General features: G+C 39.2%; 11 protein-coding genes and 1 other annotated feature. Of the genes, 3 read left to right on the forward strand and 8 right to left on the reverse strand.

Annotation, left to right across the window (positions count from 1 at the left end):
- Positions 1-165 precede the first annotated feature (165 nt).
- Both ACZ449_RS19440 and ACZ449_RS19445 read left to right on the forward strand, forming a co-directional pair.
- Positions 166-1551 carry an SLC13 family permease gene (locus tag ACZ449_RS19440; protein WP_464257711.1) on the forward strand — a complete coding sequence of 462 codons (1386 nt, stop codon included), beginning with the start codon at positions 166-168 and terminating at the stop codon, positions 1549-1551.
- 223 nt (positions 1552-1774) lie between these two features.
- Positions 1775-3748 carry a methyl-accepting chemotaxis protein gene (locus ACZ449_RS19445; protein ID WP_464257712.1) on the forward strand — a complete coding sequence of 658 codons (1974 nt, stop codon included), beginning with the start codon at positions 1775-1777 and terminating at the stop codon, positions 3746-3748.
- 113 nt (positions 3749-3861) lie between these two features.
- On the opposite strand, the gene ACZ449_RS19450 is transcribed toward ACZ449_RS19445, so the two are convergent.
- From ACZ449_RS19450 to ACZ449_RS19470, 5 genes are all read right to left on the reverse strand, one after another.
- A complete protein-coding gene (locus ACZ449_RS19450; protein ID WP_464257713.1) occupies positions 3862-5916 on the reverse strand; it encodes a sigma-54 interaction domain-containing protein in 2055 nt (684 codons plus the stop codon).
- 206 nt (positions 5917-6122) lie between these two features.
- Positions 6123-6740 (reverse strand): ribonuclease H1 domain-containing protein, encoded by a 618-nt coding sequence (locus ACZ449_RS19455; RefSeq protein ID WP_464257714.1) that lies wholly within the window; start codon positions 6738-6740, stop codon positions 6123-6125.
- A 73-nt stretch (positions 6741-6813) separates the two neighbouring features.
- A complete protein-coding gene (locus ACZ449_RS19460; protein ID WP_464257715.1) occupies positions 6814-7575 on the reverse strand; it encodes a transposase in 762 nt (253 codons plus the stop codon).
- Positions 7576-8121: 546 nt separating this feature from the next.
- A complete protein-coding gene (locus ACZ449_RS19465; RefSeq protein ID WP_464257716.1) occupies positions 8122-9843 on the reverse strand; it encodes a uracil-xanthine permease family protein in 1722 nt (573 codons plus the stop codon).
- 288 nt (positions 9844-10131) lie between these two features.
- Positions 10132-10377: a hypothetical protein gene (locus ACZ449_RS19470; protein WP_464257717.1), complete on the reverse strand. Its 246-nt coding sequence runs from the start codon at positions 10375-10377 to the stop codon at positions 10132-10134.
- A 622-nt stretch (positions 10378-10999) separates the two neighbouring features.
- Positions 11000-11247, forward strand: a binding site (T-box leader).
- A 180-nt stretch (positions 11248-11427) separates the two neighbouring features.
- Between ACZ449_RS19470 and ACZ449_RS19475 the strand changes: the two genes are divergently transcribed.
- Entirely contained in the window at positions 11428-12450 is a 1023-nt protein-coding gene (locus tag ACZ449_RS19475; RefSeq protein WP_464257718.1) for a branched-chain amino acid aminotransferase, read from the forward strand.
- Positions 12451-12669: 219 nt separating this feature from the next.
- Here ACZ449_RS19475 and ACZ449_RS19480 read toward each other — a convergent pair whose 3' ends face one another.
- The 3 genes from ACZ449_RS19480 to ACZ449_RS19490 all read right to left on the reverse strand — a co-directional run bounded on the left by ACZ449_RS19480 (position 12670) and on the right by ACZ449_RS19490 (position 15180).
- Positions 12670-13134 carry a DUF4879 domain-containing protein gene (locus tag ACZ449_RS19480; RefSeq protein ID WP_464257719.1) on the reverse strand — a complete coding sequence of 155 codons (465 nt, stop codon included), beginning with the start codon at positions 13132-13134 and terminating at the stop codon, positions 12670-12672.
- A gap of 207 nt (positions 13135-13341) precedes the next feature.
- Positions 13342-14109 (reverse strand): REP-associated tyrosine transposase, encoded by a 768-nt coding sequence (locus ACZ449_RS19485; RefSeq protein ID WP_464257720.1) that lies wholly within the window; start codon positions 14107-14109, stop codon positions 13342-13344.
- Positions 14110-14394: 285 nt separating this feature from the next.
- Entirely contained in the window at positions 14395-15180 is a 786-nt protein-coding gene (locus tag ACZ449_RS19490; protein ID WP_464257721.1) for a DUF4145 domain-containing protein, read from the reverse strand.
- Positions 15181-15223 lie beyond the last annotated feature (43 nt).

A 15223-nucleotide genomic window follows, 5' to 3' on the forward strand; every position in this document is an offset into this window, starting at 1 on the left:
AACGCTTCAATGAAACTAAAGGGATTGCTGAACCGTAATGGCTTCATCTTGCTTAAATATGACATTGCCAGGTTCAAACCTGGCAATGTCATATTTAAATTTCTTTAGGTATCTTCAAAAACGCCCTTGATAATGATATTGAAAATAAATCGGGGAGTATGTTATATGGAAAAAAAATTTGTAGGCCTTATTATTGCTTCTATAGTTTTAATAGGCGCAAAATATATGACCCCTCCAGCAGGTCTTTCCCCAGCAGGGTTGCTTGCTTTGGGTATTTTGGCAGCAGGAATTGTGTTATGGATTTGTGAAACATTCCCCTCGGCGATTACGGGAATGTTGTTAATGATACTTGTCCCGATATTTGAGGTTATGGACATGACAAGTGCATTCAAAGGTTTCGGAAATACAGCCGTGTTTTTCATCATTGCGGCCTTTTCGATAACGGTAATTCTAAACAAAACGAAAATACCTGATAAGATAATCAATAAAATGCTGATTTGGTCTGGCGCCAATTCCGAAAAATTGGTACTCGCGGTTATGCTTTGCACCGCAACACTTTCCACGATTATGTCGAATACGCCAGTTGCGTTAATGTTTATTGGTTTATCCCTCCCCATTTTGAAGGCCATGGATGCAAAACCCTGTTTTTCAAATTTGGGTAAATGCCTGATGATAGGAATATCGGTTGCCTCGATGATTGGTGGATTCGGTACACCTGCAGGAACCGATATTAATATTCTTACACTCAGTCTTTTCGAAGAACATACAGGTATTAGGATAACATTTCTGCAATGGATGGCTGTAGGAATCCCCATGTTCTTATTGATGATTCTTATAACCTGGTTTTCTCTTGTTAAGATCTTTAAACCAGAACCGATTAAAGGGGAAATCTTAGCAGAGTTACGCAGTAAAACAAACCAACAGGGAAAGGCTGACATCTATGAGCAAAAGGTTAAAATCGCTATTATTACGTTGTTTGTATTGTGGATTGCAGGTAGCTGGATTCCAGCGCTTAACGCGACCACAGTGGCGATGGTCGGATTAGTTGCAATGTTCTTGCCTAAAATTGAGCTAATGACATGGGATGAGTTCTGCGCAGGAGTCCCTTGGGCAGTTGTGATCGTATTCGGTAGTGTAAATGTTGTCGCGGCGGCAGTTTTAACCAACGGAGCCGCTAAATGGATCGCAGATTTATTTATCAGCTCTACGCAAAATCTTGCAGTTTTTCCTATCCTATTGCTCTTTTCACTATTTATCGTTTGTATGCATGCCGTATTTCCAGTTGGCCCGGCCGGCGTTGCAATGTTTACTGCACCCATGGTGTCGGTTGCAACTGCAGGTGGTTTTCCCCCGGTAATTACAGCGTTTATAATTGCATTTGGTTTTGGTGCAACATTCTTGATCCCAATCAATCCAGTTTTTTTAATAAGTTACAATAAGGGTTATTATAAAATGACTGATACCTTGAAGGTTGGACTTATACCATCCCTGGCTATGGTTGTGCTGTTGGCCGTTTTGGTACCATTTATTGTTTCTCTAATCGGACTCTAAAAATATGCTATGGCAAATTTAGAACTGTTCCCAAATTTACCGAAAAAGAAATAATCCCTTGCTCATACAGTGGCGCTTTCATTCGCCCTCCAATATCGTCGTGGGAATGAAAGCAGCTTTAAAAACAATCGCAAAAAGCTTGATGTGCTTGAATTTCGCGATCTCTCTGACTAGGATAATATATCAGAAAAATCGCAAAAACAATATAGGGGAGATTTTAGTAATGAAAACTATTAAGGTGAAATTTGCTGCAATTGTTCTTACCTTAGTCGTGCTTGCACTAGGTCTAGTGTCAGGCCTTAACTATTGGCAAGCCCAAAAAATCATACTACAAGATGCGGAACTAGAACTTACTGGTAAAGCACAAAGTAGTGCCATACAAATCAGTGGTTGGTTGGATAGTAATAAACGAGATATTGCAACAATTTCTCGTTCACCGATTATCGCCAGTGGCAATCGGGAGATAATTATGCCTTACCTAAGTGCAGAGCTACGCAATGCTAAGATTTACGAAGGTCTGATATGGATTGATGAAAAAGGAGATTCTTTTGATCAGAAAGGAGTGACAAGAAATTTAGCAGAACGTGAGTACTTCCAACGCTCAATTAAAGGAGAAACTTTTATCTCTGATCCGCTAGTGTCCAAAGAGACTAATAAGACGGTGGTTGTTATCTCGGTTCCCATTCGCGCCGAAAACCACATCATTGGTGTAGTAGCCGCTATGACTCATATAGAAGAGCTAGAAAAATTAATTTCAGACGTAAAGTCCGGTGAAACAGGTTATGCCTATATGATTCGAGGAAACGGAACCATCATAATGCATCCTAACAAAGAATTGATTAACTCGATCAGCTGTCTTACTGATCCTAATGCACCTCCAACATTAAAGGTTGCTACGGAAAAGATGATCAACGGAGAACAAGGAATTTTAAGCTACGAAAATTTTGGGATTAAGAGATATCTTGCCTATGCGCCGATTCCCGGATGTAACTGGTCAATAGGCGTAAATGTGCCAACAAATGAAATCAGGGCAAAGCTAGACACATTTACTTGGACATCGTTACTCACCAGTCTTATTGTGCTGATTATAGCCACTATTGTAGTGATGATAATGGCAGACAGATTCGCTAAGCCGTTAAGAAAAATTGAGACTACAGCTAAATCCATTGCCGATGGCGATCTTACGTTGACAAGCATCAATGTTTACTCTCAGGATGAAATAGGCCATGTAGCTCGCTCTTTCGAAACTATGGTTGGTAACTTGCGCAGCCTGGTACAACGCATCAACGGCTCTTCCGAACAGGTAGCTGCGTCTTCGCAAGAACTAACCGCGAATGCTGAGCAGGTAGCTCAAGTCGCAGGCCAGGTTAGTGCCTCAATTACCGATACAACTCAGGGTGTGGAACGCCAGGTGAATGCTGTAGAGAAAGCGCTATTGATGGTGGAAAAGATTTCATCTGGTGCCCAGGAAGAGGCTGCTAAGACAGGGAATGCGATTGATATCGCTACCAAGGCTGTTAATTTCGCGGCAGCAGGAAATAAGGCCGTGGAGGGCGCTATCAACCAAATGAACAATATCCGGCAGAGTGTAGATAACTCTGCTCAGGTAGTTACTGAACTAGGAGAACAATCTAAAGAGATTGGACAAATTGTCGAAACAATTTCTGGTATTGCCGGACAAACCAATCTACTAGCATTAAATGCTGCTATTGAAGCAGCGCGAGCAGGCGAACAAGGCAGAGGGTTTGCCGTAGTAGCAGAAGAAGTTAGGAAACTAGCTGAGCAATCCCAAGACGCAGCTAAGCAAATTGCAACACTGATTGGTGATATCCAGAGTAAAACTGATAAGGCTGTAGTTGCAATGGCTAATGGTACGCAAGAAGTAAAAATAGGCTCCGAGGTGGTTGAGCAGGCCGGTAAATCTTTCATTGATATTGAGACACATATCAAACAAGTGGCATCGCTTTCTAATGAAGTAGCCACTGGTATGAATAGACTTGCCAGTTTCAGCCAGCAAGTTCTGGTATCAATGAAAGAGGTTGAAGGTGTCAGCCGTGAGATTTTTGGCCAGACACAAAGTATTTCTGCTGCGACAGAAGAACAATCGGCCTCAATGGAAGAGATCGCTTCTTCCAGTCACCACCTGGCACAATTGGCAGAAGAATTACAAGGCGCGATTAATAAATTCAGAATGTAAGATAGGACGTATCAATGCGGTTTCGGGACTGTAGACTTGAATTAAAATGAGTTTCAAAATTATAGAGACATCCTTTATAATTTGAAACTCATTTATTTTTTTTAAATCGTTATTTAGTCTAAATCGATATTGCAGATGCCGTATTCTTTAATTCTTCGATATAAAGTGGTACGACTCATCTGTAGTATATTTGCAGCCTCTTTCACATTATTATTAGCAGACAATAGAGCATCCTCAATAGCTTCTCTCTCTAATTCGGCCATTGTTTTTGCTGAACCCGTATTCTGATTCAAATGTTCATTTTTGGTTATTTTTCCGGGCAAATCATCCAAGGTAATTTTTCCACCTACGGACATACTTATTGCATAATCCATTGCGTTTTTTAATTCTCGTACATTTCCTGGCCATTCATATCTCTGAATTTTTTGTTTTACTGCATCATCCATCTGGGGTATTGCAGTCTGCGTTGCGCATTCTTCTTCAATGAAACGCTCAGCAAGTTTTAAAATATCTTTTTTCCTTTGGCGAAGTGGGGGAATCAAAATTTCGAAAGTTGCAATACGATAATACAAATCTTCCCTAAAGCTATTATTACTAATCATTTCCTGCAAATTTTTATTAGTTGCTGCTATTATACGAAAATCGACTTTGCTAGATTCTGTTCCCCCAATACGCATAACTTGTTTATCTTCTAGAACACGAAGAAATACCGCCTGTAATTCTAATGGCATATCTCCTATTTCATCTAAAAAAAGTGTTCCGCCATGTGCCAATTGGATTTTTCCAATACGTCCGTTTTTGTCTGCACCAGTAAAGGCGCCTCCTTCATAGCCGAAAAGTTCACTTTCAAGAATACCTTTCGGTAAGGCTGCACAATTGACAGCAACAAAAGGTCCTTCCGGTCGCGATTCTTTATGAATTGCCTGAGCAAACAGTTCTTTTCCTGTACCACTTTCTCCAAGCAGTAAAATACTTTTCATAGTATTAGCTACTCTCTTAACTATTTGTTTGGCTTTAAGCATTTCCTCGCTATCGCCAAAAATTGTATCCACTTGATGAGTAGTAGCTTCACTTCTTGGTACAGGTTTCTTGTTCCCTGTCAGACTGGAAATACAGATTAACACAGAATTTTCATCTAGTTCAGTAGATGAATGTTTCGCTTTAATAAGGTATTTATGATCATTACTCACACAAGTATACTCTGCAGTCAAATTACTATTTTTTATTTTTTTCTTGTAGAGTTTCTCTATTTCAGGTATTACCCCGAGAATATTGGAATATGATTTTCCGATTATTTGATCTTTTGTTATTCCAAACAAGGCTTCCCCATTATTATTCATATATGAAATGTTTCCTGTTGAATCAACAGCGATAACAGATTCGTCAACTAAAGACATCGCCGTATCAAATGAAAGATCTTCTACCCTGATTTGGGGTTTGTAAGTTAGTGATACGATAGCTTGTTCAATATTTTTTTCTAACATAAATAAAAAATTAAGCATCCATGAAAAATGGGACTTTTCCATTTCAGTGTGTTTAATCTCTTCAAAATATGGAATCGTTAATGCTGCTATGATTTTATCTGCTTGATCGTAAATAGGTACAGAAAATGCAACTTTCGGTTTTCTTAAATCTGGGTGGTAGTTTTCCGGTGAAAGAACATACACTGGCGTTTCTAAATTAACGCAAAGGGCATGGGAAGTAGTCCCTACCGCTTCCTCGGACAAATCATTGCCTAGTCCCATTCCATTTAAAGCACTATTAGCAACAAACAGGGTAATACCATTTTTATCATATAAAGATAGACCAGCGGATTTATTAATAAGATTATAAGATGCTAGATTCGTTAATAAAGGCATTGCTGAATTAATAAGTGTTTTATTGTCCTTCAGCAAAATCTTAATTTGCCGGTCGCTTGCTCTTTTCAATGCAAGCGCTTTATCCGGTTTTACATTATTATCTTTCGAGCGAATCCAAGAATTTAATATAGTCTTTCTAACGATTGACTGTTCTGATGGGGGTTGATTGTATTTTATTAAGTTAGTATAGTAATTCTGAATTTCGATATACTGATCTGAAGTATAATGGAAAAATGATAACATATCTGACAGTGCTTGGGATGTAAATTGTCCTTTTCCCATTTCATGCGACGATTTTCCACAATCCATTTTTACAATTCCCCTTCAACAGAATTAAACCATAGACAGTTTACGTGTGTTCTAAGTAATATTATACCTCATTTATTCTTAACTGTAATGATCTTCCCTTAAGCCGGAGGAGATCGAAGTTTAGCCCTCTATAATAAATAAGCACTAATTAGGAAGAAGCCCGATGCTTTCTTTTTTTCATTGAAAAATAGCAAAAACATATTAATTTACACCCTTCTCAACGCTTCCCCGGCAAGTCTATCTACTAGCTCATTACCCTCAACACCTGTGTGACCGGCAACCTTGTTGAACCTGACCCAACTAAGGTTTGGGCGAATAAAGCTTGCATAGCTTTGAGTAATCTTATTGTTGGTTTTCCACTTGCCAGTAGCCCATTCAGATATACCTATGTAATCGTGGTGAATAGTAATTGAGCCAATATCTTGAGTTTCAGCCCATGTAACAGCTTCAGTAGTGGCTTCCAGTTCGCCAGCAATATTACGGACAGCGACAGCCTCTGTGTCTTGACCTACTCCACTAGATGTATGTATTACTTGCGAACCATCATATACAGCAAATGCCCAACTATACTTTTTCTTACTGTTGTCATAGCTGCCATCAACATATATATCATAGTGCTTACCTGCTGGTCTATCATTCTCATTGCTATCAACAGGCGTGATAGCAACATTCCCGCTGACATATTCTTGGGCTTCTTCTTGGGTGGGAAAGCTCTTAAATAATGCGCCTGGATATCCCATGGCTTGCTTTTGGCACTCAGCCCACGTTTTGTATACACCTGGATTTCTGCCCACCTTAACCGCATAGAATTTCTGTTTTGCCATAACTAATTATCACTCCTCATTTGTTGCTATTAACTGCCATTCCCAAGGCATCGCATGGGACGGTGCTTTTTAGTCAAGCTCGTACAATTACACTTTGCGTTATGCCTGTTAACCTCGCTATCTGCCTCGTTGACATCCCGTCTATTTTTTTGATTTGCCGTAAAAGTTCGTTTCTCTTCTCTTTTTCTATAGTTTGAATTTCAGTAGGTATGGTAACCTCAGCTATTTTTTGTATAGCAAGCTTAGCTTCTTGATCTGTCAACCTATATGCACCGTGAATTTTTATACTGTTATCTTCGGTCTTTTCGTTCATAAATCTTTTAAACATACCAACCGCAACGTCTGCATCTGGAGAAAATATCCCCAGAGCAAACTCAGTATCAATCAATCTACTATTTTCGAGATATTCTCGGTAGCTTCCCCACTGATATGTTTCCATCTTTTGACCTTCTCCGGTTTTTATGGGATTCTGATGAATGTAGCGTAATACCATTAAGAAATATTCGTCTGTCTCTACAGCTTCACTTTTAAATCGATCTTGAAATAAATGCCCACAGCGACAATATTTCCGGTTGAACCACGATACATAACTTACTCCAATTCTTTTCATAGCCTTGCTGATCAATTCCTTGCCTTCTTTGATCAGCAGATGTATTTGATTGTCCATTAAGCAATACCCATAAATTGTATATTGACTTACTTCCTTATAGTATTGCAAACACCACATGAACTTTTCTCTATCTTCTTCATCTTCAAATATGACCTGTTTATTAATCCCTCGGATAATTAGATGGTATATCCCACTTCGACTCTGTTTTCGCGCTTGTCGTGGCATTAGTGATCACCTCAATATAATTTTACCACTTTATTCCCATTGCATCAATAGAACCGTCCCTCTGATCTTTCCCAACAAGTAAGCCCCCATGCTGGGCGCACCACAAAACAGGTAGGAAGGCTAACCTTCCTACCTGCTACTCGCACCATCCCTATAGCATTAAACTATACACGACAATCTCAAACAACCTGTTCCAAACTTACTAAATTGATTCGCCTGTACTCTGTGATATATATACCAGATAGACAAGATGGATCACTACAAACCAGATGAAAAAACTTGTTTCAAACAGTCACTTACTTAAATTCAATACTTAGGGTTAGAAGACTAAGATACTAACGGGTAAACAAAAAACACTATCCTGAGCCAGATATACTAACCTCTTTGCAACAACGGAAACTGAAAGTTTCTACCTCTGCAATACTTGGTTGAATCTAGGTCGCTATAGGGATTGTGCTTATTTAGATAATAACATAATAAGTGTTATTATGCAACTACTTTTTTGTTTTTCTGATATCAACAGCAACAATCAATACTACGCTGTTGTTAGTGATCAAAATGAAATTGTACATGGCAACGGCCATTACTCATTTTCGATTTCATTTTATCGGCGTACTTTCTCATAAGAAAACCGGACAGCCTGATAAATGCAGACTCATCTTCCATTAATTCAGTTTCTGTAGGACGTACCGCAGGAAAATCCATCAATAATCCATCATAATATATATCTACATCAAGATTAAACTCCTCAAAACTGACGTCTACCTTTATTTTTCCAGTAGCTAGACCAAGTTCGGTCGCTGACTCGACAAATTCATTGATAGCAAATGCGGCTCGATTGATTACTTCGCTGCGCGCGCCCCAAATTTCCCCGCTGGTTTCCATAAAATCAAGCACAGTGGTGGAAGATGTGGTGCCTTGTTCTAATTCGATGATTCGGTGCTTATCAATACCAATTCGAAAAATTAGACTCAGAAAAATCGCCATTATGGAAGCCATGGCCATACTCGTCTTAAATAAAGGCTGCAACCATTCCGGCAAAACCATGTAAAAATCAGGAATAATTTCGATCGCCATACCGAAGGCAAAGGACAAACCGATAACAAATATTTTTCTGGCATCCAGCATCCGTGAAGAACATATTTGCATTCCAGTTGGTAGCACAAAACTGATCTCGATTAGCAAAATGACGCCCATTACTGGCTTAGGCATAATAGCAAATAATGCTGCAATTTTGGGTAAAAAGGCAAGCAAGATGAACATCGTTCCTACTCCGTAGGAAATACGTCGACTGGTAGCTCCGGTAGCTACAGACAATCCGACACTGCCAGAGCTGGTGGTTTGACCCATAGTACCTAAAAGCCCGCTTATTATCGAACTACATCCCTCCGAAAAGAGCCCTTTACTCACCGTATGAATATCCATCCGTCGCCAATTAACATCGTTAACTTTTTGACAAGTAGAAATATTAGCGATAGTTTTGATGCTGGAGCAAAATGCGGCTACCAAGAATGGAGCCAGCAAAGCGGAATCGAATGACCAGCCGACATGGCCCATGTCCGGGAAGGCGAAAAACGGAGCATCCGCAAATTTGCTTAGATGGACTTCAGTAAGAACTCCTGTGTAATATGAAACCACATAACCAACCAAAATCCCACCGAGGATAGAATACTCACGCATTCTGTCCGTGCCCCACACATGCATCATGATAATTACAGCTAGTGTCAAACAGGATATCCCAACTGTGGTGGCAGTGCTTACTCCCGCGTTTCTATCCAGACCGATAAAACTCGGAATGCTGTAATTGATAAAAGAAACAGCCATCATTGTAACAATCAGGCCAGTAATTTCCACCGGAAATAGAACACGCATTTTATGCAGCACCCGACTCATCAATATCTGAGATAGGCCAGCTACTATAGTCATACCAAACAGCAACGGAAAACCACCGGCCTTCACTGCCATTACAGAAGCAGGAAAGTAAGGCGCACCAGTTTCCTGTGCACAAAAATATCCAGAACCAAGTGGCCCTTTATGGCATGCCTGCATCAGTGTGCCGATTCCCATGGCAACCATCATCAGACTGACAACACTTTGTGCCAATTCAGTTGTACCGCCAATTGCCGCAACAATCAGCACCGGAAATATTAAATCAACCGACAGCATAATAAGTTGCTGCAAAACCAATGGAATAAATGATCTTAATGGCATACTATCTTCTACTCCATAGGCTAGATTCGCTGGTTTTTTGGGCTTGTCTTCCGGCAATATATCCACACTCCTCTGTAATTAACGATAAAATAAATGTTACTACGCATCGCACGTCGAGTAGAGGCGGAACTCAATGATGAAATGGCAGGCGTATAAGATCAATCAATCTAATCTTTTCGAGATATTCTCGGTAGCTTCCCCACTGATATGTTTCCATCTTTGGGCCTTCTACGGTTTTATGGGATTCTGATGAATGTAGCGTACTACCATTAAGAAATATTCGTAGCGCTACCACCTGTTGCTGTTACTGTTATAACGGCATCTCCACTTATATTCGTTGTTGAATCATGGCAACATTATATATCCCACACACTTCCGCATACGAAGACGTTGATTTGCCCCTGCCATAATCGTCGTTAATGGATTGCTAAGAATAAAATTACTATACCCGCCATTTGCAACACCAAATACGATAATAAAATCAGCAACCGTTTTGGTAATCGAAATTTCACAGGTACTTACGGTAACATTATCCCCTGAAACTGTATATCCTGTTTCAATAGCAGCATAAGCAGGCTGTATTGTAAACATACCTTTCCAAACATAGCGCAGGTAGAATTTTCTTTTTTAAGATTTTTTTTGCACTTCTTCAACTCCTCGTTAGTTAAATCCCTGTTTGTTTATTTTTGAGTATACCTCAGCTATGTTGAGCCTGGATAGGACAATCACGCTGTCTTACTATGACAATCACGCTGAATTACTTCACTTTAGAACCACAGCAGGCAGAAGAGAATACGATATTCCGTGTAGTTCATAATCCCTTCTGCCTGCTGTTACTTTCGTGTTATTGGATGAGATGTCCTGCAGGAGGGTTTTGTTATGGTATTTTTGAACAACATCTGACTGGTCTGGCCTTTATACTTCACAAGGAAGCTCTGGCAAGTAGAAGCGCACCTCGCGGCGCGCAACCCTTACTATAACATGATAGATACCGCTATTACTTTTCTTTCTTACAATTTTTGGCATTTCCCCCGCCATCTTTTTCCTCCAATCTAGCATAAAAGAAAAAAGGAAGCAATAGAACCGTCCCTATGCTTTTCGAATTTGAAAAAGAATTTATGTCGCTCAAAGATAAAATTTTTTAATTTCGTTGACAGGAGCTAACTATGAGCGTATATTTAAATAAAGCAAAACTACACTTTAACTTAATATGGTAAATGTGATGAGGGAGAACTTGCGCTCTATGTCGTTTCAGAGAACCGGTGGGTGGTGTGAACCGGTACGATGGGAATGCAAACGTCGCTCCTGAACAGCAAGGCTGAACTGCAAAGTAAGCTGCGCCGGTCTCAGCTCCGCAAGGAGTGCAGTCGTTATTCTGCTAGGGTTGTTTGACCTGATGAGATGCAGATAGTTTTATCTGTAAAAAGGGTGGTACCGCGAGAATTATCTCTTGCCCCTTTAAGTCTATTTGACTTGAAGGAGCAAGAGTTTTTTATTTTTACAGGGGGGTATGGTAATGAATTACTTGAAAAAACTCGTTTGACGTTTGCTTGTCAAAATACAAATCATGGGGGACTTTTTAGCATTTATCCTGCCATGGATAGGTTAGCTTAATAATTTATTTAGGAGATGGACAATATTATGAGTAAACTAGCAAATATTGATTGGGGTAATTTAGGTTTTAACTATATGCAAACAGACTTTCGTTATGTTTCTACTTGGAAAGATGGTAAATGGGACGAGGGCCAACTAGTAACTGATAATAAACTTTCAATCAGTGTGGCATCAACCGCATTGCACTATGGACAACAATGTTTCGAGGGATTAAAAGCCTACAGAACAAAGAATGGGGATATCCAACTTTTCCGGCCTTATGAAAATGGCAAACGGATAAATCTCGGTGCTCAACGTCTGTTAATGCCGGAAATTCCTGAAGAAAAATTTGTAGATGCCGTATTACAAGTAGTACGAGCCAATGAAGCCTATGTTCCTCCCTATGGTACTGGTGCCACTCTTTATATCAGACCGTTACTAATTGGTGTCGGAGATAATATTGGTGTCGGTCCAGCCCCGGAATATTTATTTTCGGTTTTCTGCATCCCTGTTGGTCCTTATTTCAAAGGTGGTATGACGCCTGTCAATTTTACTGTTTCCGACTTTGATCGGGCAGCTCCATATGGAACAGGAGCTGCAAAAGTTGGCGGCAACTATGCAGCAAGTCTATACTCCTATCATTTGGCGAAAAAAGATGGGTTTGGTGATTGTATCTATCTTGATCCATTAACTCATACAAAAATTGAAGAAGTCGGCTCAGCCAATTTCTTCGGTATTACGTGGAATGACGAATTTGTCACACCAAAATCGCCTTCGATTTTACCAAGCATTACGAAATATTCCCTCCTCTATCTAGCTAAAGAATATTTGGGTTTAAAAGCGGCAGAGAGGGACGTTTTGATTGATAATCTTAAGGAGTTTAAAGAAGCAGGTGCTTGCGGAACTGCGGCTGTTATTACTCCAATTGGTGGAATCCAATATAAAGGTAACCTCCACGTCTTCCATAGTGAAACGGAAGTTGGTCCAAATACAACCAAACTGTACAACACTCTTTGTGGTATTCAATTTGGTGATTTGGAGGCTCCAGCCGATTGGGTTGTTAAAGTCTAGGAACATGCCTCTAAATACCCATCGTGCTTACCTCCCAGTCTGAGATTGCAGCGTCGCCCCCCAATAAGATGACGGTTCTTGAAGGAAGTCAAGATGTTTTACTCAAAAAATCCTAGGCAATATCGGGAGAATATCTATCACTGATAAAAGCTAGTGCAGCTCATAATATTATTTGAGCTGCATTAGCTTTTCCTGGTTGTCCGAGAAATAATTAATATATCATTTTACAAATTTTATATATGTTGATATATCACTACCAGACCCGCCACTTGTTCCAGAAGATGTAATAGTGATATTATTAGAACCAGACAGATAAGTTGGCGATATTTTGTAAATGATTTCGAAACCGATAATGATGCCCCCGCTATCTGTAATAAAGAACTGTTGATCAAAGAGTTGTGAATGCTTATATTGTGATCCATTTATCTTGATGAAAGTATAGTTCCAGGATGGAATACCAGTATATACAACATCCATATATAGCTCCGAACCTGAAAATGAATAACTTGTCATATTTTTGGGATAACCATTCGGAGTAAATTTCCATTGATTGTTATAGTTTTCAGCAGTAAAAGCATTAATATTTACCTTGGACAATGCAGGAGCTGGACCGGCTAAAGCTACTGAAGATGTTAAAATCATCGTCACACACAATAACAACACAAACACGATTGATTTTTTCATAAAAATTTAGCCTCCTAAAATAAATTTGGGGAATTACTATATTGCCTCCTTTTCAGTCCTTTGACTAAAACAGTCAACAAGAATTTCTTAATATGTATATAAAAAGAAAGCAAATATGTCCGTAAAATATCCAATACAAAAATCCCCAAAAAAGTTTTGATATTTACCCCAGGGGGTGTCAAGGGGACGGGGTTATCGACACTTTTTTCATGCTTTTAAAACAATACCTCTATTAATGCCAGTGAGTCTTTCGATTTGCCGAATCGATAAGTTATATTTCTGCTTAAGCATTCTTAAGTACGTATTTCTTGTTTGACAATCAAGTTGCTGTAAATCTATCGAATTTTTTAAGTTACATACCTTCTTGATTATAACTCTTGCTTCTTCGTCCCTAATGCGCTGCTTGCCTTGATCGTCAATATCTAAGCATTCATGCTCACTCGTATCATTGGTATATTCTATAAACTTTTGAGTTGCTATTTCTTTATCGTCGCTCATCATTTCAAGTAGGAAATTTACATTTACTAAATTTGCTTGGTTTATATATTCGTGAAAACTGCTCCATTTATATTCTTCAACGCGTTTTACAACTCCCGCCTTGACTGGATTCTGATGAATATATCTTTGCACTATTTGAAAATATTGATCGTCTTCTACTGGTTCACTTTTAAATCGGTCTTGAAACAGATTGCCTATTCTCTGATATTTATTATTATACCAGTAAACATAGCTTCCACATAGCCGGCGCATTACTTGTTCTAAGGGCTCTATGCCTATCTTCAACAGCAGATGTACATGATTTCCCATCAAACAATATGCATAGACTTGATAGTCGCTTTTTTCTCTATATCGCTGTAGGGCTTCAAGGAATTGGGCACAATCTTCTTCGTCTTCAAAAATGATCTGTCGGTTTATTCCTTGCATAATTATATGGTAAATTTCACTTTTACTTTTCTTTCTTGCTGTTCTTGGCATTATTTCACCCCTAGCTTTATCTTATTACGTAGTTATATAGTTGTCAATAACCCCGTCCCTCTGACACTCCCTCTGACACTATCCAAGATGACAACCCTAAATATATATACTCACTCTTTTGCTAATGCTGATTTCAAAGCTTCTGTGATAATGGGTGCCTTACTTTCACCTAATAAAAATCCCGACCGTACCCATTAAGAAGACTTCCTATCACACAAATATCTTCCTATCATAATATAAGGCTTCTCTGTCTTTTTGACGGAGAAGCCTTAGTATACAGACTAATCAACTCTTTTTCAGTTGCTTCGCTCGTTTTTGCCGCAAATCCTCAGCTTTATCTGGTATTTCATATAGGTCATCTAACATATGCTCAATAATATCCATAGCTAATCCTAATACTACCTTCGTTGGTACTTGCAACTCATGTATAGCTTCATTTCCTAAAAAACGATGTTCATGAAGTATATCAGCACTAGCCTTAGTTAAAATTCCCTTTTCATGAAGTCCCGCTATCTTACCTTCAAGACTATTACTGCGAACAAGAGTTACTCCGTCTTTTTTCAAAACAGGGGTTACACCATCTTGTTTAAATACAGGGCCATCTTGCACTTTTTGTTCTACACATATTCCTTCAATAATAGCTCGTAGTCCTGCGGCACATAGAATCCGCGAATCATTATTGTAGCAATCCACTGTTTCACTGTATATTGGCTGAAGCAATCTTGGCAGCTTGTTAAATTGCTTTTCTATACGTCTATCATACGACCGGTCGGGATAAAGGTGAACAGTGGTGCCATCTTCTCCCATCTCTGGAAAGTAAGCTTCCGAAAACCAGTTTTCATGACGAAAGCTAACCTGGTCACAGCCTTGACACTTGATTATTTGATAATTATCTACCCAATCAATACTCCCAAGTTCATTCTCATTATCATCAAAATAACTTTGACTACCATCAATATCTACAGACTGCATTACCACGTGGTTTGTTGTCGTTTTACACTCTCCACAATATACTTTTATCTTCTCGCCTTGAGTTTTATTCGTCGAAACATTTTCAGTTGTTTTATCCATACTGAACCCCTTTATCCTGTTCTTTGGACGCCCCAAATCATTC

The organism is Desulfosporomusa polytropa (assembly GCF_055380075.1).

Coding starts and splice junctions, on each gene's coding strand:
- ACZ449_RS19440 (WP_464257711.1), top strand. CDS start 166: ATGGAAAAAAAATTTGTAGGCCTTATTATTGCTTCTATAGTTTTAATA.
- ACZ449_RS19485 (WP_464257720.1), bottom strand. CDS start 14,109: ATGCCAAGAACAGCAAGAAAGAAAAGTAAAAGTGAAATTTACCATATA.
- ACZ449_RS19480 (WP_464257719.1), bottom strand. CDS start 13,134: ATGAAAAAATCAATCGTGTTTGTGTTGTTATTGTGTGTGACGATGATT.
- ACZ449_RS19450 (WP_464257713.1), bottom strand. CDS start 5,916: ATGGATTGTGGAAAATCGTCGCATGAAATGGGAAAAGGACAATTTACA.
- ACZ449_RS19470 (WP_464257717.1), bottom strand. CDS start 10,377: ATGTTTACAATACAGCCTGCTTATGCTGCTATTGAAACAGGATATACA.
- ACZ449_RS19460 (WP_464257715.1), bottom strand. CDS start 7,575: ATGCCACGACAAGCGCGAAAACAGAGTCGAAGTGGGATATACCATCTA.
- ACZ449_RS19490 (WP_464257721.1), bottom strand. CDS start 15,180: ATGGATAAAACAACTGAAAATGTTTCGACGAATAAAACTCAAGGCGAG.
- ACZ449_RS19475 (WP_464257718.1), top strand. CDS start 11,428: ATGAGTAAACTAGCAAATATTGATTGGGGTAATTTAGGTTTTAACTAT.
- ACZ449_RS19445 (WP_464257712.1), top strand. CDS start 1,775: ATGAAAACTATTAAGGTGAAATTTGCTGCAATTGTTCTTACCTTAGTC.
- ACZ449_RS19455 (WP_464257714.1), bottom strand. CDS start 6,740: ATGGCAAAACAGAAATTCTATGCGGTTAAGGTGGGCAGAAATCCAGGT.